At 61.9% G+C, this 24,675-nt stretch carries 19 protein-coding genes; 12 read left to right on the top strand and 7 right to left on the bottom strand.

Features of this window, described 5'->3' with window-relative positions:
- Both A6D6_RS18945 and A6D6_RS18940 read right to left on the bottom strand, forming a co-directional pair.
- On the bottom strand, positions 1 to 353 hold a 353-nt coding region (locus tag A6D6_RS18945), incomplete at its 3' end, for a hypothetical protein (protein WP_201303852.1).
- Positions 346 to 4,419, bottom strand: a complete 4,074-nt coding sequence (locus A6D6_RS18940; RefSeq protein ID WP_159661578.1) for an ESPR-type extended signal peptide-containing protein — start codon at positions 4,417 to 4,419, stop codon at positions 346 to 348. The genes A6D6_RS18940 and A6D6_RS18945, both read right to left, overlap by 8 nt.
- A 618-nt stretch (positions 4,420 to 5,037) precedes the next feature.
- On the opposite strand from A6D6_RS18940, the gene A6D6_RS18935 reads away from it, so the two are divergent.
- Together A6D6_RS18935 and A6D6_RS21990 are read left to right on the top strand one after the other, a co-directional pair.
- On the top strand, positions 5,038 to 5,814 hold the full coding sequence (locus tag A6D6_RS18935) for a response regulator transcription factor (protein ID WP_159661577.1): 777 nt from the start codon (positions 5,038 to 5,040) through the stop codon (positions 5,812 to 5,814).
- A gap of 216 nt (positions 5,815 to 6,030) precedes the next feature.
- A complete protein-coding gene (locus A6D6_RS21990; RefSeq protein WP_255461669.1) occupies positions 6,031 to 6,213 on the top strand; it encodes an aldehyde dehydrogenase family protein in 183 nt (60 codons plus the stop codon).
- Positions 6,214 to 6,566: 353 nt separating this feature from the next.
- On the opposite strand, the gene A6D6_RS18925 is transcribed toward A6D6_RS21990, so the two are convergent.
- Both A6D6_RS18925 and A6D6_RS18920 read right to left on the bottom strand, forming a co-directional pair.
- Complete coding sequence (locus tag A6D6_RS18925) at positions 6,567 to 8,222, bottom strand: AMP-binding protein (protein ID WP_133492182.1); 1,656 nt, start codon at positions 8,220 to 8,222, stop codon at positions 6,567 to 6,569.
- Between the two features lie 69 nt (positions 8,223 to 8,291).
- The gene (locus tag A6D6_RS18920; protein WP_159661576.1) at positions 8,292 to 9,974 is read right to left on the bottom strand and encodes an AMP-binding protein; all 1,683 of its coding nucleotides are present in this window, start codon (positions 9,972 to 9,974) and stop codon (positions 8,292 to 8,294) included.
- A gap of 256 nt (positions 9,975 to 10,230) precedes the next feature.
- Between A6D6_RS18920 and A6D6_RS18915 the strand changes: the two genes are divergently transcribed.
- From A6D6_RS18915 to A6D6_RS18900, 4 genes are all read left to right on the top strand, one after another.
- Entirely contained in the window at positions 10,231 to 11,523 is a 1,293-nt protein-coding gene (locus A6D6_RS18915; protein ID WP_159661575.1) for an NAD(P)/FAD-dependent oxidoreductase, read from the top strand.
- A 241-nt stretch (positions 11,524 to 11,764) separates the two neighbouring features.
- On the top strand, positions 11,765 to 12,676 hold the full coding sequence (locus A6D6_RS18910) for a YihY/virulence factor BrkB family protein (protein ID WP_159661574.1): 912 nt from the start codon (positions 11,765 to 11,767) through the stop codon (positions 12,674 to 12,676).
- A 40-nt stretch (positions 12,677 to 12,716) separates the two neighbouring features.
- Positions 12,717 to 13,970, top strand: a complete 1,254-nt coding sequence (locus tag A6D6_RS18905) for a lytic murein transglycosylase (RefSeq protein ID WP_159661573.1) — start codon at positions 12,717 to 12,719, stop codon at positions 13,968 to 13,970.
- 10 nt (positions 13,971 to 13,980) lie between these two features.
- Entirely contained in the window at positions 13,981 to 16,386 is a 2,406-nt protein-coding gene (locus tag A6D6_RS18900; protein WP_201303851.1) for a membrane-bound PQQ-dependent dehydrogenase, glucose/quinate/shikimate family, read from the top strand.
- Between the two features lie 118 nt (positions 16,387 to 16,504).
- Here A6D6_RS18900 and A6D6_RS18895 read toward each other — a convergent pair whose 3' ends face one another.
- The 3 genes from A6D6_RS18895 to A6D6_RS18885 form a co-directional block, all read right to left on the bottom strand.
- On the bottom strand, positions 16,505 to 18,748 hold the full coding sequence (locus A6D6_RS18895; protein ID WP_159661572.1) for a TonB-dependent receptor: 2,244 nt from the start codon (positions 18,746 to 18,748) through the stop codon (positions 16,505 to 16,507).
- 120 nt (positions 18,749 to 18,868) lie between these two features.
- Positions 18,869 to 19,870 (bottom strand): DUF4880 domain-containing protein, encoded by a 1,002-nt coding sequence (locus tag A6D6_RS18890; protein WP_133492188.1) that lies wholly within the window; start codon positions 19,868 to 19,870, stop codon positions 18,869 to 18,871.
- Positions 19,867 to 20,385 (bottom strand): sigma-70 family RNA polymerase sigma factor, encoded by a 519-nt coding sequence (locus tag A6D6_RS18885; RefSeq protein WP_097058086.1) that lies wholly within the window; start codon positions 20,383 to 20,385, stop codon positions 19,867 to 19,869. The genes A6D6_RS18890 and A6D6_RS18885 overlap by 4 nt, the downstream gene beginning before the upstream one ends.
- Before the next feature lie 216 nt (positions 20,386 to 20,601).
- On the opposite strand from A6D6_RS18885, the gene A6D6_RS18880 reads away from it, so the two are divergent.
- From A6D6_RS18880 to A6D6_RS18855, 6 genes are all read left to right on the top strand, one after another.
- The gene (locus tag A6D6_RS18880; protein ID WP_097058085.1) at positions 20,602 to 20,889 is read left to right on the top strand and encodes a DUF3649 domain-containing protein; all 288 of its coding nucleotides are present in this window, start codon (positions 20,602 to 20,604) and stop codon (positions 20,887 to 20,889) included.
- Positions 20,886 to 22,493: a PepSY-associated TM helix domain-containing protein gene (locus A6D6_RS18875; RefSeq protein WP_159661571.1), complete on the top strand. Its 1,608-nt coding sequence runs from the start codon at positions 20,886 to 20,888 to the stop codon at positions 22,491 to 22,493. Before A6D6_RS18880 ends, A6D6_RS18875 begins: the two co-directional genes overlap by 4 nt.
- Positions 22,490 to 22,825: a DUF3325 domain-containing protein gene (locus tag A6D6_RS18870; protein ID WP_133492190.1), complete on the top strand. Its 336-nt coding sequence runs from the start codon at positions 22,490 to 22,492 to the stop codon at positions 22,823 to 22,825. The genes A6D6_RS18875 and A6D6_RS18870 overlap by 4 nt, the downstream gene beginning before the upstream one ends.
- Before the next feature lie 67 nt (positions 22,826 to 22,892).
- Positions 22,893 to 23,471, top strand: coding sequence for a TetR/AcrR family transcriptional regulator (locus A6D6_RS18865; protein ID WP_159661570.1), 579 nt, complete (start codon positions 22,893 to 22,895; stop codon positions 23,469 to 23,471).
- Between the two features lie 259 nt (positions 23,472 to 23,730).
- On the top strand, positions 23,731 to 24,168 hold the full coding sequence (locus tag A6D6_RS18860) for a PaaI family thioesterase (RefSeq protein WP_133492192.1): 438 nt from the start codon (positions 23,731 to 23,733) through the stop codon (positions 24,166 to 24,168).
- Complete coding sequence (locus A6D6_RS18855; RefSeq protein ID WP_133492193.1) at positions 24,165 to 24,581, top strand: PaaI family thioesterase; 417 nt, start codon at positions 24,165 to 24,167, stop codon at positions 24,579 to 24,581. Before A6D6_RS18860 ends, A6D6_RS18855 begins: the two co-directional genes overlap by 4 nt.
- Positions 24,582 to 24,675 lie beyond the last annotated feature (94 nt).

Raw genomic sequence — 24,675 nt, 5'->3', positions numbered from 1 at the left:
TCGAAAGACACCTGACCATTCGGACCGATGTTGGCGCTGTTGCCGTCGGCGTCAGTGACGTTCCAGCCGGCGCTGGCGGTTTGATTAACCAGCTCCAGCTGCTCTTCGGTGGCGGCACGGCCCGTGGTGCCAAAATCAGCGGCATCCAGGTCCCGGTTGCTCAACCCTTCCATCGTACCGGCACCAGCATCGACCGTGATGCTGTTGCCCGCGCCGGCTACGGTTATCGCACCGGCCCCCACGGACGTGCGGCTACCCGTGCCATCGTCCACCAAAACGCCGTCGTTATTCATCATTGCGTTGCCGGTGGTGAGGCTGCCATCCGCGCCGAGATCAAGATCCTTATTATTCACCGGTATTGCCGATGTCGCTGGTGGTGATGCTGCCATCCGGGTTGACCACCGCATTACCACCGACTACGGAACTCACTGAATCCGCCACGCCGAACAACTGACCACCATTAATGGCATCAGTGCTGGCGGCGCCGACTTCCCCCGGGGCAACGTTGGTGATCACCAGGTCACCCGCGTCAATGCCTCCGCTGGTCACGCTTGGGCCACCGTCGATGGTCAGACCGTCGTTGTTGATAGTGGTATCACCGACAGTAATACTGTTATCAATCTCGATATCCGGGGACAGATTGAACGTCAGGTCGGTGCCCGCACGGGCAATCTCAATGTTGCCATCGCTGTTGCTGAAATCCACCGCGCCACCAGGCGCCACGTTCTCACCTGTTTGACCGTTCGCGCTAATATTCCAACCTTGAGCGGCATACCGTATGGCATCATCAACGGAATCTTCCCCAGTGCCACCAACATTGCTCGTCGTCACCTGGTGGGTGTTCGGGTCGTAAGAGGCGTTGCCTCCCAGAGCACCGGCAACGGATTGGCCCGCGGTATCCACATTGTCGGCCAGAGCGTTGACCGCCTGGTTGGTGCCATGCAACTGACTGCCGTTAATAGCGTCGGTGCTGGTGGCGGAAATGCGCCCGGCGGCAACATTGGTGACGGTCCGTTCCTGTCCAACGTCACCAACGCTGACCGTAGCGATGGGAGCAGTACCCGCAAAGTCGTAGGTTTGTTTGTCGACTGTCGCGCTCGAGGTCCCCACCGCCGCCGCGGTGATGGCATCACTTCCCAATGCCACGGAGCCGGTATGCATGGCTTGCGCATTCCGTCCGAATGCCGACGCCCCTTCTCCAGTGGCGCGCGCACCGGTTCCCGCCGCCAATGCACTTTCGGCGGTCGCTTGAGCCTGCCGCCCGAACGCGGCGGCATCTTGTGCTTCCGCCAGAGCACCGCGCCCCACCGCCAAAGCATCCTGCTCGACGGCTTGAGCACTATTGCCAATCGCAACGGCGTTAACGTTACGCCCTTCTTCTCCCGGAAGTGGAGCAAACCCGGCCACGGCATTGCTACCAATGGCGACACTGTTGGCGGCCAGGCCATGGGCCTCGGTACCGGTTGCAATCGCATTGCTGCCACTGGCGCGAGCATCCGTGCCACTGGCTTGCGAACTTACGCCGCTGGCTCGGGCACGGGTCCCCGAAGCCTGAGCGTCATTCGCGGTAGCGTGGGCATCGTAGCCCTGGGCAACGGCTCGCATTTCGGAAGCAAGGGCGCTCTCCCCCATGGCGATACCATTATCCGCGGTAGCTTCCGCTCTGGTTCCGATAACAATGGCATCATCCACGGTGGCATCGGTACTCTTCGGGTCAGCCTGGGCGTCGGTGCCCATAACAATTGAATTATTACCCTGGCTTTTTGCCCGCAAACCAATCGCCACGCTACCGTCACCATAGGCATCACTGCCACTGCCGACGACCGTGGCGTCATCGCCCAACGCCTCGACCTCGTAGCCAAGCGCGACACTCTGGTCGCCGACGGTGTTGGCCAGGTGTCCCGTCGCCAGCGAAGACCTGCCAGCGGCTGTCGACCCGGGGCCAATTGCCAGAGCGTCGCTTCCACTGGCCATGGAGTTATCACGATTAGCCGGATCATTGGAGTTGACGCTAAAGTACTTCACACCATTCTCGGCGATAGCCGCATTCATCTGACCAAGATTGACGGCATCTCCTTCCACCACACCTTCCGACACGGTAATGGTATTGTTCGGGTTATAAGTCACCGCGTTGCCGGGCAATACATTGATCGCGCCACTGGAGACCGCGTTGATTGCCTCCGCCACGGTCCCATACTGGTGGGAATTTCCACCCGAATCCTGCAACTCAACGACATAACCTGAATAGCTACCGTCAGCATCCAGAGTCACGTCACCCCCAACCAGGTTGGCCACGCCCTGCTGTGCCGCTCGTAATTGGTTGACGTTAACCGCGTCATAGCCCTGCGAGCCATCGGCCACATTGACAATGCGTCTCTGCTGCCCACTGTCGGTATTGCCCACCGAAACCACAGTGCCACCAGTGAAGTCACTACCAGTGAGATATCCTTGGCCGGTCGCATCGCTGCTCAGCGCGGCCGACCCTCCTCCCAAAGCGACACTACCACCCTCAGCCACGGCATTGCGCCCAAGAGCCATACTGCTATGATCGGCGCTCGAATTGGAGCCAAGCGCCATCCCATTATCGGCGGCGCTTGCGCCATAACCCAACGCTACCGCGTTTCTGCCAGCCTCGGTCTGCCCACCGATCGCGGTGGCGCGTTCAACCACACCCGCCTCGCGGTTGGCCTCGTGGCCGATAGCAACGTTATAGTCGCCCTGTATTTGAGCCCCGGCATGACTACCGATGGCGACATTCTGATCACCGGTCACGTCCGAACCAGCTTCATAACCAATGGCAATCGTCTGATTACCATCCACATTCCGTCCTGACTGAGTGCCTATCGCAATGTGGGAGGTCTTGTCCCCGGCCGCGGTGCCATTAGTGCCAACTCCCGCGCCCAAACCCAACGCAATGCCGCTGAGCGAACCGGCATAAGCGCCCGTGCCCGCGGCAAAGGCATTCTCTCCTGTGGCCTCTGCCTGGCCAATGGCGATGCTGCCACCACCATTGGCCTTTGCATTGCCACCCAGCGCCGTCGCATTATTCGCCGTGGCTTCGGCCTCGAAACCTATCGCCGTGGCGTAATCGCTGTGTCCAGCGATCCGGGCACCGGCACCCAACGCCATTGAACCTTCCGTGTACTCGGATTCCACACTGGCGCCATCACCGATGGCCAAGGTGTGGTTCCCTCCAGCCAGGCTATCACGCCCGATCGCTATGGAACCTTCCCCGTCTTCAACCGCGCCCTGCTCACTGCCCGCCATGGCGCCCTGCCCCATGGCAATCGCACCTTCCGCTGTTTCAGTGGTGCCCGCGCCATCGCCCGCGGCGATACTATGAGCCCCTTCGGATATCGCCAGCGGACCAATAGCAATGGATTCATCCCCTCCGGCCACCGCGTCATCAGCTACCGAATTGGCATGAAAGTACTTAACCCCCTCCCCGGCCGTGTAAAGGCTTTCACGTAATTCGTGGAGCTGGGCGCCGGTCACCGCTTCCTGACTGCCAGCGGCGATGGCGCCATTGGCGATGTTGCTGAGCGTCAGGCCACCACCGTCGATACCAGATACGGTCACACTTGGGCCACCAGAAAGGGTCAAGCCGCTGCTATCCAGCCGGACATCACTGCCAATCTGTACACCACCGCCATCAACCACCGTTCCGGCGGCGTTCAGGCTGTCCACCGCTATATCATCACCCAGGCTGAACGCCAGATCCGTGCCCGTACGGCTCACTTCGATATTGCCATCACCGCTAAAGTCCACTGCATCACCGGGGGCCACGTTGGCGCCGGGATTACCGCCAGCACTGATACCCCAGCCTCTTCCCGCCGCTTCCGCGGCGGCTTCAACCGCTTCCAGCTGGCCAAGATTAACCGCGTGGTTCAACGCGGTACCATCGGCCACGCCAACGACCTGATTACCATCCATATCAAGGCCGTTTCGCAGAGTAGCCGGGCCGGATACGATCAAGGCGCCTCCAACATCCGCATCATCTTTTACTTGTAGCGCCTGGAGAATCGCGTTTTCACTCACCGTGAGAAGGCGGGAAGTGACATCGTCTGATTCAATAACGGTACTGGTCACACCATCAAAGGTTACATCGCCTTGGGTGGAAATCGAGTATACGACCTGCCCCTGGTCGCCCGCCCGAGAGGAAACTGAGATATTATTTCCCGCCTCCACTTCGGTGTCCGCGATGACACGCTGAGCCGGAAACATCAACGCTCCACCAGCGGTAGCCAGCCCAACGGCCAAAGCAACCGGAGTGAATTTTTTTTTCGGGAAAGAAGCCGGCGCGGCGGAAACCATGTTCAACCGTTCACCGCGGGCCTTGGCTCGTCCACGCGCGTTTTCCGAAGCAACCACAAGACGCCCAAGCGTACGATTCCATATGATGCGAAATACTCTGTTCATGCCTACCTGCATTTGTATAGTTGATCGTCAGTCCCGCATGGCAACAAGGAAGCCCTCCGCGGCTCACCCGTTACCCAAAGGTCCATCCGTGAAAAACGACTGTACGGCACCCCTCTTTCAGATCTGCCGTTCGCCTAACGCACCAGAGTCAAGCCAGCTGATAACCAGAACTTCGCCCATAAAAAAGACCGCCACACTTCATAAAAAACACTTCAATCACATAAAAAAACATAAAACGGGTGGCGCCACACCTCTGGCGGCGATCACTATAAACTCATATCACTTTCAAAAAGTTTTCCTGGAAGGGAAAAAGTTTTTATTGGGGAGATTTTTCAAACAAAACATAACTCCTTCCACACTTACAGAAACATTGTTCTCTCGATTCAACAACAGATCAAAAATCCGAAAAAACATCTTTATTTATCGATAAATTCACCATCAACACCCAATCCCACCCTTCAACAAACCCGAACCATATCCTCCAACCCTTTCTTTTAGTCATACGCACGAGCATCTTTTCCCAATTGATTGCCGCATAACTAGCCTCCATTATCCTTTCGCCACGGGCCGCTCGAACTTTGTTTGGTAGCGGAATAAGAGGTATGGAGCTTATCAATTATGACTTCGCTGAAAGGGAAAAGGATTCTTATAGTTGATGACAACGAAGCCGACAGAGTTCTGGTTTCGACTCATCTTCGACGACTGGGCTGCCAGCCATATCAGGCCCAGGATGGGGTGGACGCGGTGAACAAGGCCCGACTCTTGGTTCCAGACCTGATTCTAATGGATACAAAAATGCCGGAATGCGATGGATACACCGCCTGCAAAATACTTGTCGGAGACCCAATCACAGCACATGTCCCGGTTTTATTTCTTTCCGACTTTTCAAACGCTGAACATAGAATACGCGGCCTTCTCGCCGGGGCGGTGGACTATATCGGAAAACCCTGTGATTTTGACGAAGTACGTCTAAGACTTATGATCCACCTCCGGGCTGCGTCCAACGATGATGACACTCAGGATGAGACCGCATCAGAACAACCCCCAGGAATAGATGACCTTGTATTCCAGTCTGCCCGGGCCCACCTACTGAGATCGATAAGAACCCCCCCAAGCCTTGACGATTTAGCCCGTCGAGTCGGAACCAATCGGAAAAGGCTGAATCAAGCGTTCAAGCAATGCGCAGGCACCACAGTCTATGAATATTTACGAGAAGAACGAATGCAGGAGGCTCGTCGACTACTCTATCAAGCCACGATGCCCGTCGCTCTGATTGCCGAAGAGCTTGGTTTTAGCAGTAGCGCCAACTTTGCCACCGCCTTTAAGAAGCGCTTTGGAACTTCCCCTTTCAGATTCCGTCAAGAATCAGCCCGAAGCAACGGCACCATACTTTGAGCAAAAGCACCCGATTACCAAGCTCCGCCTAACGCCACGGTCTCATGACGTTAATCAAGACCCGGCACATAACGGTACGGCGCACGTATCGCCTGGCTGCAAGCGGCATTGTTCGGTCTGGTGGCGTGCTTTCCGCCTTTCGATGACGAAGAAAAATTGCTCTCTCCGATGAATAACAGCTCCTACGGCCTCACTGCCCGTCTCTGAACCCGGGACCTGTCCAGCGCGCTGCGCCTGGTGCCGCGCATCGAAGCGGGCACGGTGTGGGTGAACATGCACTCCTTCACCGATCCGGCGGTGCCGTTCGGTGGCGTTAAGGGTTCCGGCATCGGCCGGGAGTTCGGCAGCGCCTTCATCGAGGATCACACCGAACTGAAGTCGGTGACGGTGCGGTATTAAAAGTACGGCCGCGGAATAACGAAGGGACTACAGCATCGCAGTGGTAAGCGGCCCGGCCGGCGCTCCGCTTGGCCGCGAATGCCCCCGGGCCGTTGGCCATTCGCTTGCAAGCAAGCTTCCCACAGCGGCTGGTAGCACGCTGCTGGCGAATGGCATGATCAGTGAGCTTGCAAGGCCCCACGATAGAGGACAATGCCGGTTCCCACTAAATCTCAATAAACCCAATAAAAAGCCGGCCCAATGGGCCGGCGCAAGGCAGAACAAAAAATCGCCGGGAGCGATTTTTGACGTCGCCTTGGCGACAGCCCACAGGGTGGCCGCCATGGACGGCAGGTCACAAAGAAGCGTCAGGATCAGGCCGTGGCGGCCGCCTGACGTTGCCGCGCCACTTCTTCATTGCGCAGCAGGAAGCGTTGTATCTTACCACTGGGTGTCTTCGGCAGCGACTCCACGAACTCAATTTCTCGCGGATAGGCATGAGCGGACAATCTCTGACGGACTGCTTGCTGGAGTTCCTTCGCCAAGTCGTCATCACCTCGGTAGCCGGCCCCCAACACCACGAACGCTTTTACCAATTCGGTGCGCTCTTCATCGGGTTTGCCGATCACCGCCGCTTCCACCACTGATGGGTGTTCGATCAGAGCACTTTCCACATCGAACGGGCCGACCCGGTAACCGGAAGTGGTGATCACATCATCGGAACGTCCGACAAAGCTGATGCTGCCGTCGTCGTTCAGTTCCACCGTGTCGCCGCTCATGTAATAGTGTTTCAACATCGACTTTCGCGGATCCGCCGGATAACCCGGGAACCAGAATAACGGCGACTGACTGCGATCCACGGCGAGAATACCCGGTTCGCCCACCGGCAGTTCCTCGCCGTCCTCGTTGACCACCACAACCCGGTGCCCGGGTACGGCGAAGCCGGCCGCGCCAATCCGCACCGGGTGCTCCAGCTCATGGTGATTGCACAACACCATGCCCAGCTCGGTCTGGCCGTAATGGTCATGGATAGTGGTACCCAGCTCTTTGCCGAACCAACGGATCACCTCCGGCGTCAGCGGTTCACCGGCACTGCTGACGGCCCGCAATTTGCCGCGCAGCGCCTTGACCACGGCGTCACCACCAGCCATCAACAGCCGGTAAGCGGTGGGCGAGCCCGCCAGATTGGTGATGCCGTATTTATTGATCACCCGACAGGTGCTTTCCACGGTAAAGCCGCCGTCGTAGAAGGTGGTGGGATGACCGAGGGACAGCGGCCCGGTCACCGCATAGTAGAGCCCGTAGGCCCATCCAGGATCCGCCAGGTTCCAGAAAGCATCGTCTTCACGCAGGCCAACCGCGTATTGCATATAACCGGCGAAAGCGACGATGGCCTTGAGCGGCACCGGCACCGCCTTGGGCAGGCCGGTGGTGCCGGAGGTGAACATCATCAAAAACGGATCCTCGGCACCACGCATCACCGGCTCTACGCCATCGTTGGCATTATCCAGTTCCGCCCAGAAGCTGAAGTCACCCCGGCGGATGCCGCGGCCTTTGTCGCCGCCGACGGTGACCACCAACGGAGCACTTTCCAAACCATCCAGTTTGCCGCGATTGTCACCATCGGTGATCACTACCCGGGTGCCGGCGGTTTGCAGACGGTGGTCAATGGCCTTGGGGCCGAAGGCGGTGAACAACGGCTGGTACACCGCGCCGAGCCGCCAGGTAGCCAGTACCGTAATCAGCAACTCCACCCGACGGGGCAGCAGCCCGGCCACGCAATCACCGGCGCCCACGCCCTGATCGGCGAGAAAGGCGGCGAAACGGGAAGCCTTGTCACGTAATTCGCTAAACGTATAGGTGGCGCTGTCGCCGTTGGCGCCTTCCCAGAACAGAGCAATACGTCCGGGCAGGGCATGGCGGTCGCAGCATTCCACACAGGCGTTCAAGCGCTCCAGGGATCCGGTCAGCGTGATGCCCACTTCGTTTTCAAGATCAAATTGCTCCATCGCCTCACTGTATTGGCGCATGGTCGCTCTCCTTTTTTGGTCGCGGCCCGGCGGCATGGGCCGGACCTTATTGTCACAGGCTCGGGAATATCAGGATTCGGTGATGGTGACGCGCACGTCCTCAATGCTGATCTCACGCATGCGGAATTTCTGGATCTTGCCGGTCACCGTCATCGGAAAATCGTCCACGAATTTGAAATGCCGGGGCGTCTTGAAGTGGGCGATGCGGTTCTTGCAGTAGTCACGCAGTTGCTCCGCATCGGTTTGCTCGTCACCTTTCAGTTTCACCCAGGCGACGATTTCCTCGCCGTACTTATCGTCGGGAATACCAATCACCTGGACGTCGGCCACGGCGGGATGGGTGTAGAGAAACTCCTCGATCTCGCGGGGATAGATGTTCTCGCCACCACGAATGATCATGTCCTTGCTGCGGCCGACGATACGCACATAGCCCGCTTCGTCCATCACCGCCAGATCACCGGTATGCATCCAGCCGTCCTTGTCGATGGCATCAGCGGTAGCGTCCGGGTTGTTCCAATAGCCCAGCATCACACTGTAACCCCGGGTGCACAGCTCGCCGATCTCATCGCGCGGCACGGTGTCGCCCTGCTCATCGATGACCTTGGTTTCCAGATGGGGCTGCGTCCGACCCACGGTGGAAACCCGGCGTTCCAACTCATCATCGGCACCGGTTTGCAGTGACACCGGGCTGGTCTCGGTCATGCCGTAGGCGATTTGAACCTCCTCCATGTGCATTTCGCTGATCACTCGCCGCATGACTTCAATGGGGCAGGTGGCGCCGGCCATGATGCCGGTGCGCAGGGAGGAAAGATCGAATTCCTTGATACGCGGGTGCCCCAACTCAGCGATGAACATGGTGGGCACGCCGTACAGAGCGGTGGCCCGTTCAGCGGCCACCGCTTCCAGCGTGGCTTCGGGGTCGAAGCCCGGCGCGGGATAGATCATGGTGCTGCCGTGAGTCACGCAGCCGAGATTCCCCATCACCATTCCGAAACAATGGTAAAGCGGCACCGGAATCACCAGCCGATCCTGCTCGGTGAACCCCATGCTTTCCGCCACCATATAACCATTATTGAGGATATTGCGGTGACTGAGCGTGGCGCCCTTGGGGAAGCCGGTGGTGCCGGAGGTGTACTGGATATTGATCGGATCATCGGGCTTGAGCCCGGCCTGGCATTGTTTGAGGTCTTCCACCGCGACTGATTCCGACAGCGCACCCAGCTCCCGCCAACTGACGAAACCGGCGGGCGGTTGATCGGCGAGGCTGACCACGCCGCGCAACTCCGGCAGGACGTCGCTGCGCACCTCCCCGGGGCGGGACGATGCCAGCTCCGGCACCAGCTCCGTCAACATGCTCTGGTAATCCGAGGTTTTGAAGTTATCGGCGCAGACCAGCCAGCGGCAACCGGATTGCTTCAGCGCGTATTCCAACTCACTGAGGCGGTAGGCGGGATTGATGTTGACCAGAATGGCGCCCATTTTGGCGCTGGCGAATTGGGTGATGCACCACTCGGCGCAGTTCGGCGCCCAGATGCCAAGGCGGTCACCGGGTTGCAGGCCAAGGGCCATGAAGGCACGGGCATAGCGCTCCACTTCCCCGGCCAGTTGATTCCAGGAGTAACGAAGCTGCTGATGGCTGGCCACCAGCGCCTCCCGTTCACCGTACGCGGCCACCGTATTGTCGAAGGCATCACCGATGGTGGAAGTCAGCAGCGTCTTGTCCCGCGGCCCACGGGTATAGGACTCCGTCATGGCAGGCTCCTTGTCGTTCGTTGTTGTGGGTATGAGGGGCCCGTCCAGCCCCATTTTACGCCTTTACGTTAACGTAAAGGTAAACTTTAACGACGTCACTTATACTTAAGTCGTGACTGCCTGTCCACGCTTTTAGTTCATAAGGACCAGGTCAGGCTTTTCCGTTCATCCGGAGATGCCGGTAAACTGTGCTTTTCGCCGCCCTGCTCCCTGTCCGGGACCGGGGCGGCCCTGCTTTGAAGGACGGAGCCCCTGCATGAGCAAACCCAAGATCCTGGTAGTAGGAGGTGGTGCCGGCGGCCTGCCGCTGGTCACCCAACTCGGACGGAAGCTGGGCAAGCGCGGTCGCGCCGACATCACCCTGGTGGATACCAGCAACATTCACGTGTGGAAACCGCGCTATCACGAAGTGGCCACCGGCGCCATCGACGCTGACCTGGATGCCGTGGACTACCGCGCCCATGCCCGACTCAATCACTACCGGTTCGAGCCGGGCACCCTGACCCACGTGGATGCCGCCGCGCGGACCGTCACCCTGGCGGCGATGAACGGCCCGGACGGCGAAGAGGTACTGCCCGAACGCCAGCTCGACTACGACTACCTGGTGCTTGCCATCGGCAGCCAGAGCAATGATTTCGGCACTCCCGGCGTGCGCCAGCATTGCCTGTTCATGGATACCCGCACCCAGGCGGAACGCTTTCGCGAGCGCTTCCTGAACACCTGCCTGCACGCCAACTACCGCAATGATCCGGTGTCCGTGGCAATTGTCGGCGGCGGCGCCACCGGTGTGGAGCTGGCGGCGGAAATCCATCATGCGGTGGCCATGCTCAAGCTATACGGCCACGAACACCTGGACCGCAAGCAACTGCGCGTCACCGTGGTCGAGGCACTGCCACGGATTCTGCCCGCTCTCAGTGAGCGAGTCTCCGCCGCCGCCACGGAACGGCTGCAGGCACTCGGCGTATCGGTCCGCACCGGTGTGATGGTGGCTGAGGCCACCGGACAGGCGCTGGTCACCAAGGACGGCGAGGAGATCAAGGCCGACCTGATGGTGTGGGCGGCGGGGGTAAAAGGCCCGGATGTCTTCGGACAGTTGGAGGGTTTCACCACCACTCGCGTCAACCAGGTCGAGGTGGAGCCGGATCTGCTGGCCAAGGGCCATGGCAATGTCTTCGTCATCGGCGACAGCGCCTTCCTCAAACCGGAAGGGGCGGAGCGGCCGATTCCGCCGCGCGCGCAATCCGCGCAGCAAATGGCTCATCACACCGCCCGGAATCTGGTTCGCCTGCTCAACAGTCAGGAGCCGAGACCGTTCGAGTACAAGGACCACGGTTCCCTGGTGTCGCTGTCCAACTACAGTTCCGTGGGCATGCTGATGGGCAATCTGAAAGGCGGCAATTTCTTCGTCGAAGGCTGGCTGGCCCGGATCATGTACGTGGGATTGTACCGCATGCACCAGGCCGCCCTGTATGGCTGGCCGCGAACCATCATGCTGCTCACCGCGGGCCGCTTCAGTCGCCTGGTGCGGCCGCGTCTTAAGCTGCATTGACAGCAACGGGCACCGCCCGGCAACCTTCCCACGGACCAGACTACGAAGCCGCTGAGGGAAGCTTGCTTGCAAGCGAATCGCACTTTGGAACCCTGAAAATTCGCTTGCAAGCAAGCTTCCCTCAGCGGCTTCGTAGCAATCACCAGATCCGGTCACCTCCTACGAAGAAAAGTGGACTTTCTTCTCGGCGCGCATAGCGGAACAATAGTCCCATCGATAATCTCCGCCAGGACGACACCGCATGCAAAAGATCAAGGACATCGTCCTCTATTGGTTCGACATTCTCAAAGCCTCCATCGGCTATTGGTTAAGAGGTGATGCCCTGATCCACGCCGGCGCCCTGGCGTTCTTCACGCTGTTTTCCATCGCGCCGGTGGTGATCCTGGCGGTCCAGGTGATCGGTCTGGTGATGAGCACCGACGCCGCCATGCAGCAAATCATGAGCCTGCTGGAAAACAACGTCGGCGCCGACGCCGCCCAGGCGGTGGCGGAAGCGGTGGAGCGCACCCGCATCACCGAGGGCGGCCTGCTGCCCACCGTGATTGGTGTTGGCGCCATGCTGATTGGCGCCACCACTGTCTTCGCCCAGATGCAGCGTTCACTCAATAACATCTGGGACATCGCCCCACGGCCGTCACGCAATACGTTATTCGCGCTAATCAAGAACCGGCTGTTATCGCTTACCGTGGTGCTCTCCATCGGTTTCGTGATGATGGTGTCGCTACTGCTCAGCGTGGTCACTCAGGCGCTGATGGTGTTCGCCCAGGAATGGCTGCCAGTGCCCGGCATCGCGATGGTGGCGGTGGAAACGCTGGTATCGGTAGCGGTGACCACACTGCTGTTCGCCACCATCTTCAAGGTCCTGCCGGACGCCATTCTGAGTTGGCGTGACGTGTTGCTCGGCGCGCTGGTCACCGCCTTATTGTTCATTCTCGGCCGCTTCCTGATCGCGCTATATCTTTCCCACACCGCCACCGCCTCCACCTATGGCGCCGCCGGTTCGCTGGTGTTGCTGTTGTTGTGGGTGTACTACTCGTCGCTGATCCTGCTGTTCGGCGCCGCCGTCACCCGCGCCCGCGCGGAAGCCCGTAACAGTATCGTCCGGCCACGCGCCACCGCGGTACGGATACGGCGCATACTGGAAGATCAATAACCGGGGCTCCGGCCCCGCCCCCTGCTGTCATGGAGAGATTATGCCCCGCCCCTTTTTATTCACCATACCGGCTTTGTTGTTCGGTCTCGTTGCCGGTGCCCATGCCTTGGAACAGGAGGATTTCCAGGCGTGTCTGGGTGAACTGGAACAAAAAGCCATTGAGGACGGTATTGATCCGGAACTGGCCCACCAGCGGATCCCCGCCCTGACCCTGCAGACCCGGGTGGTCGAACTGGACCGCAAACAGCCGGAATTCACCAGCAGTTTCGCCGACTACTATGGGCGCCGGGTCACCACGCAGCGGATAAAACAGGGCCGGGAGCTACGCCGCCAGCACGCCGATCTGTTGGCCAAGGTGGAAGCGGAGTATGGCGTCCCCGCCGCTTACCTGCTGTCGTTCTGGGGCCTGGAAACCAACTACGGCGGCTTTTACGGCAACACTCCGGTTCTCGACGCGCTCGCCACGCTGGCCTGTGAAGGCCGCCGCGGCGCCTTTTTCACCGCCGAGTTGATGAACGCCTTGCGCATTGTCGAGGAAGGCGCCATTACAGTGCCGCAAATGGAAGGCTCCTGGGCCGGCGCCATGGGCCATGTCCAGTTCATGCCGTCGACGTTCCTCCGCTACGCCGTTGACGGCGACGGCGACGGCCGTCGGGATCTCTGGCACAGCCTGCCGGACGCGCTCTCCTCCGCCGCTAATTTCCTCAACGCTCTGGGCTGGCGGGCCGGCGAGCGCTGGGGCCGCGAAGTCTCGTTACCGGAAACCTTCGACTACAGCTCGGCCGGCCTGGGTGAATCCTGGCCGCTGAGCTACTGGCGTGAACGCAATGTGCGTCTTCCCAATGGCCAGCCGCTGCCGGACGCGCCGATGAACGCTTCATTGTTACTGCCTTCCGGTGCCAATGGTCCCGCCTTTCTGGTGTACGAGAACTTCCGCGTGATCATGGGCTGGAACCGTTCCGAGGCCTATGCCCTGGCCGTGGGCCGTCTGGCGGACCGAATCAATGGCGCGGGAAAACTCAGCCGGGCGCCGGTACCAGCACCTCGCCTGCACCGGGACCAGGTCAAGGCACTGCAGGCGCGTTTGAACGCCGACGGCTTCCAGGCCGGTTCCGAAGACGGCCTGCTCGGTCCGGGCACCCGCGCCGCGCTCGGCCGCTTCCAACAACGACAGGGACTGCCTGCCGATGGCTTCCCGGACGAAGCCAGCCTCAAGGCATTGGGTATTCTCCAGGAGGAAGCGGCAGCCGAATCAGGCGGGTCGCCACCACAGCGGCGGATGCCGCGGGAATAGGAGCTGTACCGTGATTCGTGTGGTTATCGCCCTGCTTATGCTCGTGCTGGGTCTGGCCATGGCCGCCGGTGGCGGCTGGCTGGTGTCCCTGAACGGCAGCCCCTATTACCTGGTGGCTGGCGCGGTGCTGGTGCTTTGCGCGCTGCTGCTGATAATGAAACGGCGCAGCGCGTTGAGCCTGTACGCCCTGCTGCTGGTTGGCACCCTGAGTTGGAGCCTGTGGGAGGTTGGACTGGACTGGTGGGCCCTGGCGCCACGCGGCGCCCTGCTGGTACTGCTGGGTTTGCTGTTGGTGATTCCCGGCGTGGCGGGCCCGATCCGGGGCGGACGCATGCCTTTGCTGCTGGCGGTATTGCTGAGCACGGCGGTGGCGGTTGCCGGCTACTATCAGGATCCCCATGACCTGAGCGGGGCACTGCCCGGCCCGGTCAATCCCGGCGCCGGTCATTCCGAGCAAGTGCCCGACGGGGACTGGCATGCTTATGGACGAACCGCCCTCGGCCAGCGCTATTCACCACTGACACGAATCACACCGGATAACGTGACACGGCTACGCCGGGCCTGGGTGTTCCATACCGGCGACACCAACGCCACCACTTTCGAGGCCACGCCGCTGAAAGTGAACGATACGCTGTACCTGTGCACGCCACGCCATGAACTGATCGCACTGGACGCCACCACCGGCGTGGAGCGCTGGCGCTTCGATCCCGACATCGAGCCCGACTTGAATCGCCGGCGTCAGATTTGCCGGGGCGTGGCCTATTTTCCCGGCCATCGCCAGCCCCCTCTGGCCACGGTGGAACGTACCAACCCGCAACCGGAGGAAATGCTCGCCGCCACCGGCAGCGAACGGGACAGCCTGATCGACCCGGAAGATCTGCATTGTGAACGGCGGCTGTTCCTGCCCACCGCCGACGCCCGGCTCATCGCGCTCGACGCGGACAGCGGAGAACGGTGCGCCCGGTTTGGCGACAATGGCGAAGTGGATCTGTGGGCCGGGATGCCCAATCCGCAACCGCCGCTTTACTATCCGTCCTCGCCGCCGGTGGTCACCGACCAACTGGTGATCATCGGCGGTCTGATCAGTGACAACGTTTCCGTTTCCCAGCCTTCCGGCGTCATCCGCGCCTACGATGTGGACGACGGCGACCTGGTCTGGAACTGGGACCCCGGCAACCCGGAACGGACCGAACCGCTGCCGGACGGCGAAACCTACAGCGCCAGCAGTCCCAACAGCTGGTCGGTGGCCAGCGTCGACGAAACCCTGGGCATGGTCTATCTGCCCATGGGTAACCACACGCCGGATCAATGGGGGGAACAGCGCGACCCCGACGCCGAGCGTTTCAGCTCCTCGGTGGTGGCGTTGGACCTGGCCACCGGCAAGGTGCGCTGGGTGTCCCAGACCGTGCGTCACGATCTCTGGGACATGGATGTGCCGGCGCAACCGAGTCTGCTGGACCTGGATACGCCCCAAGGCCGTGTCCCCGTGCTGGTGCAACCCACCAAGCAGGGCGACATCTATGTGCTGGACCGCCGCACCGGCGATCCGGTGCTGCCGGTACGCGAACAGCCGGCGCCGGCCAGTCTCGGTTACCAGACCGTGGCCACCAGCCAGCCCAGCTCGGCACTCAACTTCAACCCGCCGCCACTGCGTGAGCGGGACATGTGGGGCGCCACTCCGGTGGACCAATTGCTTTGCCGCATCCGCTTCCGCCAGCTTCAGTATCAGGGCCGTTATACGCCGCCTTCGGAACAAGGAAGCCTGATCTACCCGGGAAACTTCGGTGTGTTCAATTGGGGCGCCCTGGCGGTGGATCCGGTCCGCCAGGTGGCGTTCACCTCCCCCTCCTACCTCGCCTACGTCTCCACTCTGGTACCCAGAAAAGACGACCATAGCCGCCATGTCTCCTCCCGGGGGCCCGGCGCCAACGAAAACTATGGCGCCCCCTACGCGGTGAAGATGAAACCGTTCCTGTCACCACTGGGCCTGCCTTGTCAACAACCGCCCTGGGGTTACGTGGCCGGGGCTGATTTGCGTACCGGTGAAGTGGTGTGGCGCCACCGTAATGGCACCATCGGCTATCCGTCACCGATTCCGTTGCCGGTGACCATCGGTGTGCCGGATATCGGCGGGCCGATCATTACCGCCGGCGGCGTGGCGTTCATGAGCGGCGGCCTGGATAACCACGTGCGCGCCTACGACCTCACCAGTGGGCGCACGCTATGGGAAGACCGCCTGCCCATCGGCGGTCACGCCACACCGATGACCTATCTGGACGACACCGGCCGGCAGATCCTGCTGGTGGTGGCCGGCGGCCACAGCGCGGTCGGCTCCAAGGGCCGAAGCCCTGACGCGGTAATCGCCTATGTGCTGGATGACGAAGCGGAGGAGAAAGAAACCGATCCGGTACGCTGAGCCGCCGCTTTCCCCAGGGCCGTCCCACGGTTGTGGGACAGCCCGGATCGCTGGCAAGCCAGCTTCCCACGGAGGGGGCACGAAGCCGCAGTGAGAAGGGCACTCGCTTGGGCGGGCCTCAGAACCGCACGGTGATGCCGGCGTTATAACGACGGCCGTCCAGTACCCGGCCATAGGTATCGTTGTCCACTTCCTTGTCGAACAAGTTATAGACACCGCCGTACACGCTCACCAGTTCGGACAGCTGATACTGCATACCCGTGTCCACCAGCGTGTAGCTCGGGTAGCGCTCGGTCAGGCCACCACGTCCGGCCACTTGTTCGGCACGCCCCTTGAAGCGGGCTTTGGACCAGATCCGGGCTTTGTCGGTGGCCTGCCAGTCGAAGGCGACGTTGGCACGATGACGGGGCTGATCATTGAGTGGGTTGCCCTTGTTGTCACCGGAAAGCTGCTCGCTGTCGGTGAAGGTGTAGTTGGTGTGCACGCGCATATCGTGACGTATCGGAAAACCGAACGTCACTTCCACTCCCCGTACCCTGGCCTCGTCCACGTTGGTGTACTGATACAGTTTTTCGTAGTCGTAGCCCTGATAAATACAGTCGGTGTCGGTTCCGCTGACGCGATCACAGATCAACGGTTTCTCGATTTTGTCCTTGTAGTCGGTGTGAAACACGGTGACGCTGGTTTCGATGCCGTTACGGCCCTGCCACAACCCCGCCAGCTCATAGGTGACACTTTTTTCCGGTTTCAGATCGGAATTGCCGATGTCGCCACCGTCGGTGGACGGGCCACCGCCGCCTTCCACCCAGTTGGAATCACCCTGTTTAAGATCCGGCGTGCGATAGCCGGCGCTGACGCCGCCTTTCAGAGTGAAGGCCGGCGACAGCGCATAGACCGCATAGGCCCGTGGCACCACTTCGCTGCCGTAGTTCTCGTCCTTGACCCAACGCAGGCCGCCGGTGAGAGACAGCGGGTCACTAATGAACCACTGGTCCTCGGCGAACAACGCCGCATCCCAACGTTCCAGATTCGCTTTGTTGATGGCGCGCGCCGGGTTCTCGGTTTTCTGCAACCGATACTGAGCCCCCACCGTCATCACATGGCTGTCGAACGGCAGCACCGTGGAAGTGTTGGCGGTGGTGCGCTCGTACAACGCGCTCTGAGTACGGTTCAGCATTTCCTCATGCTGCACATAGCTCTTGGTGGTGAAGCCGTTGCCCCAGGTGAGATCGTGGGACAGCGCCTGATGGCGCCGCACCGTTTCCAATTCGCTGTCGCTGCCGGTGCGCGCCGCGGTGCCAACGATATCCTGGGTGGCATACCCTGCTTCCAGTTGCAGGGACTGGCGCTCGCTCGGGGTCCAGCCCAGCCGCGCCGTGGTGTTGTCACGGTCCAGATCGCGGTAGCCGCTGGGGATATCGTCTTCGTCACGCACATAGCGGGAACCGAACACGGTGAACGATAACCGGTCCGGAACCAGCGGCCCGCTCAGATAGTAGCGGTTCTGATGGTAATCGCCGGCATCGTGGCTTTCCTGCATGACCCGGTCCAGCGTCACCGAACCGCTCCACTGGTCCGGCGTTTTTTTGGTGATGACGTTGATGACGCCCCCCAAGGCGTCGGAACCGTACAGCGAGGACATGGGCCCGCGAATCACTTCGATCCGCTCGATGGCGGACACCGGCGGCAACCAGCCGTACTCGGCACCGGCGCCAAAACCGTTGTAATAACCCTGCCCGGATCCCTGCGGTTTGCCGTCCACCAGAATCAGGGTGTACTTGGAATCCATGCCACGGATGGAAATTTCCTCGGTGCCGCCCTTGCCGGACGGGCCGTCGTCCACGTACACACCGGGTACCGCCTGCAGCGCCTCGGTAATGTCGCGATACGCCTTGCCTTCCAACTCCTCGCGGGTAATCACGGAAATGCTGGCCGGGGCATTGGTCACATCCACCGCCTGCCCGGACGCCGAGGCGGACGTGACAGTGACTTTTTCCAGAGTATGAGGAGAGCCGGACCGCACCGGGCGCGCGCGCAGACGGTAGCTGCCGTTACCCTGGGCCACCGCCTCCAGCCCGGAACCGGCCAGCAGCACGCCCAACCCTTCCAGCGGTGAGTATTCGCCGCTCAATCCGGCGCTGCGCTTGCCCTCGGTAAGACGGCCATCGATCACCAGGGTCAGGCCGGCGGCACCGGCGAATTCAGCCAGGGCACCGTCCAACGGCCCGGCAGCCACCTGGTAGAGGCGGGTGCCGGCGCTCTCCTGGGCCACCGCCGGCCCGCTGACCACGGCGGCCCCGGCCATCACGCCACACAACGACAACGTCAATGGCAGATGCCGAAAACGGGAAAAACACATCATGTTCCGATCCTTAACAGGGTGTATTACCTGTTATCCCGAACGGGCGCCGGAAAAGTGCTACCCCGAATTGGATTTTTTTCGGATCCCGATTCTTGCACCCCATTGGGGGAAACCAAAACGCTAGACCGCCGCCACGCGCACCAGCCAGGGGGTGCGGTAATGAATCGCCACCGGCAGCGCCCGGGCCAGGGATTCCAACACATAGTCGGTATCCTTGAGCGGATAGGCACCGGACACGATCAGGTCCGCCACCTCGTCGTCGCAATAGAGCAGGCCGTCGCGATAACGGCTCAGCTCATCGAGAAAATCCGCCAGCCGCCAACGGTCCGCCTGCAATACGCCGCGGGTCCAGGCCAGCGCCCGCTGCCTGGACAATGGCGTTACCGACAGCCCGTCCGGGTCAAAATGAACCTGCTGGCCGGCATTCAGGGTGACGGCGGCCTGGCGGGGATAGGCGGTAACCAGTTGCGCCCCGCCGGCCAGCACACCCACCGTGCCGGCCCCATGCCCCAGGTCACGCGCGGTCAGCCAGGCGCCTTGCACATTCAACAATGCCGCCGGCAGGGCCAGCGATAATGGGCCGGCCTTCTTCAGGGTGGAGGATCGCGTATCCAGGGCGACTTCACTTTCCGGCGCCAGGGAGATTCGGCGGCGGTCTTGGCCGAAGTCCACCGACACGGCACTGGCGGTGTTCAGTATCAACGACGAGCCATCTTCCAACCGGAACCGCTGCTGTTCGCCACGGGCACAGCGATAATCCGCCATCGCTTTTTGCCAGAACCCGCCACGCGCTCCGGCAAGCATCAGCATCGATCCCACCCCCACCGCCGCCAGGGCGCCGAGCGCCCGGCGCCGGCCCACCGACGATGGCCGCTCCAGGGTGCGCCGCGCCACTTGCGGACTCAGAGTACCCAGTGTGCCCGCCATCCGCGCCACCGCGTCCCAGGCCTGGCGATGCTCCGCGTCGGCGTTGAGCCAGCGGCGCCAACGCTCCCGGTCGGCGGCTTGCTGTTCCCCGGACCAGAACAGCACCTGCCAGTCCAGAGCGGCTTGCAGGCTGGCGCTGTCCAGACCATGACGGTCGGCGTACTGGCGCAGAGGGCCGGGCAAAGCGTCACTCATACCGGTTCGAATTCGCTCAGCGCCAACAGACAGGACTGGGCGGCCCGCAGCATGTACTTGCGAACCGATCCATGGGACACACCCAAACGCTCGGCGATACGGCTATAGGTCAAACCCTCGAAACGGGAACACAGGAAGGCCTCGCGCACCTTGGAGGGCAGTTCGTCCAGCGCCTGGTCAATACGGGCCAGAGTCTCCAGGGTCAGCGCACGCTGCTCAGCGGAAGGCGCGCTGTCTTCCGGCAGTGCCGCCAGGGCTTCCCGGTAGGCAAGCTCCAACCGGCGCCGGCGGTGCATATCGACCATCAGCCCCTTGGCGATGCGGGCCAGGAATGCCCGGGACTGCTCCGGCGCCGGAAAGCGGCCGGAGACCATCAACCGGACATAAGTGTCCTGGACCAGATCGGCGGCATCAGCGCCGTCTCCGCCCAGGCGCCGGCGCAGCCAGCCCAGTAACCAATGGGCATGATCGCGGTACAGCGAACCGATGTCGGTTTGCGTGGCGTTCGTCATCATCAGCGGGCTATCGTCCGGACATGGCAGCAAATAAAAACGAATAGCGGTTAGTAATAATTATCAATAAGAAATGAAGTCTAGGGATCGATTCTCACAGGGGCAAGCCCTGCCCTGCACATTTCTTACACATTTTCGATATTGATTTGCCGATAGCAACAATTATCATTCACTGCCCATAATGGCACCACTCTCCGCCGATCCGACTAGAGAAACACCATGTCACAATTAAAGAACGCCACCCGGCTGTCGGTGGCGTCGCGTGCAATCGCCGCGGTGCTGGGGGGATACGCACTGAGCGCCACCGCCACCGCCGCCCTCAGTGTGGGGTTGCCGATGTCCCGCATGGACGCGGTGATCACCGCCTCGGTGCTGTCGTTTCTCATCTACAGCGTGGCGGTGATCTGGGCCTTCGCCTGCGCCACCACCGCCCGCGCCTGGGCCGGCATCGCCATCCCCACCCTGCTGTGCGGTGCTCTGGTCTGGCTACTGGGGCCGGCATCATGAACGGCTCCCTGCGGCAGTCCATGGCCTGGCTGCATACCTGGAGCGGGCTATTGCTGGGGTGGCTGTTGGTGGCCGTGTTCGTGACCGGCACCAGCGCCTACTACCGCGAGGAGATTTCCCTGTGGATGGAGCCGGAACTGCATCAGTCCACCGCCTCCGATGACACCATGGATCTGGCCTGGCAAACACTGGGGCGGATCGCCCCTGAGGCCCGCTCCTGGGATATATCCCTGCCGGATGCCCGCAATCCGGCGGTACAACTGCGATGGCAGCCCGCCGGAGAGGAGCAGCCGCGTCAGGGCGGAGGCCGTAACCGTGGTGAGCAGGCGTGGATGGACGCGGGCAGTGGCGAGGTGCTCACGCCACGGGAAACCCGTGGCGGCCATTTCCTCTACCGCTTCCACTTCGAGCTGTACGGCGTGCCGCGTTTGTGGGCGCGTTGGCTGATCTGCGTCGCCACCATGTTCATGCTGGTGGCGATCATCAGCGGGGTGATCACCCACAAGAAGATCTTCAAGGATTTCTTCACCTTCCGCCCCGGCAAGGGACAGCGATCCTGGCTCGACGCCCACAACGCCAGCGCCGTTCTGGCGCTGCCGTTTCACTTCATGATCACCTATTCCGGGCTGCTGCTGTTCATGGTGATGTTGATGCCGTGGGGCATCGACGCCGCCTACGATGGCGACCGCCGCGCTTTCTTCGACGAGGCGTTTCCGCGTTCCACGGAGGCGCCCGGACCAGCCGGCGAACCGGCGGACATGGTCGCCATCGGACCGCTGGCCGCGGCCACCGCCGCCCGCTTCGAACGCCCGGTGAGCCGTATCGAAGTGCAGCATCCCAACCGCGAAAACGCGCGGATTCGCATCAGCGTGGAGCAGGACGTGGCCATTAGCGGGCGCCGTCGCGGCGGCTCCCCCACCCAGGTCTTCCAGGGTTCAAGTGGCGACCTGCTGGAAACCATCGAACCACGGGAGGCGCCGACGCCGCTGATGGGCAAGGTCTACAATGTCATGACCAATCTGCACCTGGTGCGTTTCGCCGACCCGCTGGTGCGGCTGTTGTTCTTCTTCTCCGGGCTGGCCGGCTCGGCCATGGTGGCCACCGGCATGCTGCTCTGGGTGTCGAAACGCACCCAGCAACTGCGCCGGCAACAGCCGGGCGCCGCACTGAAACTGGTGAACGGCCTCAACATGGCGTCGATCACCGGCCTGCTGGCCGCCATCGGCGCTTACTTCGCCGCTAACAGAGTGCTGCCGGCGACCCTGGCTGAGCGTTCCTCCTGGGAGATCCGGGTGTTTTTCCTGGTCTGGCTGGCGAGTCTGGTGCATGGCCTGCTGCGCCCGCATCGGCGCGGCTGGATCGAACAACTGGCGGTCATCACCGTGCTGTGGCTGGCCCTGCCGTTTCTGGACATGGTCACCACCGACAGCCACTTGTTCAGCGCCGCCGCCTGGCGCCTGGGTGCCCTGGCCGGCTTCGATCTGATCTGCCTGCTGCTCGGCGCCCTGTGGGGATACGCGCTTTGGCGGGTGGCAAAACCCAAACCGGACAAACGGAAACCGGCGCGCGCCCGTGAACCGGCTCTGGCGGAGGGCAATGCATGACGGTCCTGCTGGCTCTCGCTCTCGGCTACACCGGTCTCACCTGTCTTGCCCTGGGTATGAAGCGTCACCATCAGGAACTGCTTGGGCGCAAACCCACCGAGGCACGGCTGCGGCTGTTCAAGACCATTGGCTGGCTGCTGCTCCTGGCCACCACGGCGGCCTGCCTGATGCTGTGGCCGTTGGGGCTGGCCTTATCCATGGTGCCGGTTCTGGTGACTCTGGTCGGGTTGCCGCTGATCTTTCTGCTGCCCTACCAGCCGACGCTGGCACGCCATCTGGCCTGGGCGTTACCGTTGGTCGCCGGTGGTCTGGCGGTGGCCGGCCTGGGTTGATGGCCCGATGACAGGCCATTGCCCTCTGTATAGACTGGTCTAGATCCTTCGCTGACGGACACAGACCATGGCAGCCCGCCCCAAGCACCGCGACCGCCTGATCCACAGCGCCGTAGCCCTGTTCCGCAAGCAGGGCTACGCCAGCACCGGCATCAACGACATCCTGGCCGCCGCCGGTGCCCCCAAAGGCTCGTTCTACCATTACTTTCCCAATGGCAAGGAGCAGCTTGGCGAAGCCGCCGTGCGCCACGCCGGGGAGCGGGTACTGGAAACGCTGCGAGACCTGCGCCACCAGTACGGCAACAGCGCCGACGCCCTGCGCGCCTATGGCGAGCTGCTGACCGGCTGGATGGCGCAATCCGGTTTCGCCGACGGCTGTCCGCTGGCCACTACCTTGCTGGAAACCACTCCCGGTTCCCGTCTCATCACCGACGCCGGGCGCGAGGCGATACAGAACTGGCGCCGGGAATGGGAGACGCTGCTGATCGACGACGGTATCCCGGCCGACCGGGCCCGCCCGCTGGCGTCCCTGATTCTCTCCGCCCTGGAAGGCGCCCTGATCCAGGTCCGGGTGGAATGCCACGGCCAGGCCATCGCCGACGCCTGCGCCAGTCTGACCGACCAGATCAACGCCCTGCGTCCCTGACACCGGAACCTGGATATCATCCCCCGGGATAGCTACGAAGCCACTGTGGGAAGCTTGCTTGCAAGCGAATACCGTAAACGCCTGAGCAAGCCTCATTCGCTTGCAAGCAAGCTTCCCACAGTGGCTTCGTAGCACCCAAAGAAGACATTGGCAGGCCGCCATGCGCGCCGCCCCTTTATCAGCCTTCTCTTTCATTTCGGCTTGTCGTTGCCTTGAAATTATATAGACTAGTCTAATTAAAACTAATGGGAGACCCGTCATGTCCGACCTCGCCGTCCCCGCCGGTTACCAGCGGCACCGCCGCGCCAGCGGGCTCACCGCACCCTGGGAGCCGATTTTCATCCGTCATCATGATCACGGGCTCAGCCTCGCCATCCGCGCCGGCCAGCCCCACGCCAACAGCCGCGGTTTTGTCCATGGCGGCCTGATCTCGGCGCTGGCGGACAACGCCATGGGACTGAGCTGCGCGGACCGGCTGGGCGGCATTTCCGGCCTCGTCACGGTCAGTATGACGCTGGATTTTCTGGGCAGCGCCCGCCTCGGCCAATGGGTGGAAATCCGCGCCGAGGCCACCCGGACCGGCCGTTCCCTGAACTTCGCCGCCGCCCAGGTATGGGCGGACGACGCTCTGTGCGCCCGCGCCACGGCGGTTTTCAAAGCCCTGGCTCCACGCCCGTCACCGGAGACCCCGTCATGAGCGACACCTCCGAGATACTGGAACGCATCCGCACCCTTTCCCGCCAGGCCCCTTTCAACAACTGGCTCAATCTCGAGGTACACCGGATTGAATCCGGCGAGGCGGAGCTGCATTTGAGATGGCGCGACGAATTCGCCCAATACAGCGGTTTTCTGCATGCCGCTCTGATTGGCGGCCTGATCGATACCGCCTGCGGCTTCGCCGCCGCGTCACAAGCCGGCAATGTCACCGCCTCACAATTTTCCGTGCGTTGCCTGAGACCGGCGGTGGCGGAGACTTTCGTGGTACGCGCCCGGGTGCTCAAGGCCGGCCGGCGGCAGGTGTTCGTGAATGCCGAGCTGGGCGACCTGGCCGACACCGGCGGAGCGCCCTTCGCGGTCGGCGAGGCCCTGATGGTGCCCATCCCGTCCTGACCCCCTCAGGTCGCCTGTCGCCGTCCTAGAGCCTGTTTAAGGTCTCCACGTCGCCGCGTTGCCGCTGGAAAAGCCGCCAGAGGGCGTTGGGGAC

It is taken from the genome of Alcanivorax xiamenensis (genome assembly GCF_009846745.1).
Taxonomy (GTDB): domain Bacteria; phylum Pseudomonadota; class Gammaproteobacteria; order Pseudomonadales; family Alcanivoracaceae; genus Alloalcanivorax; species Alloalcanivorax xiamenensis.
This window is presented reverse-complemented; position numbering and strand designations above follow the sequence as displayed.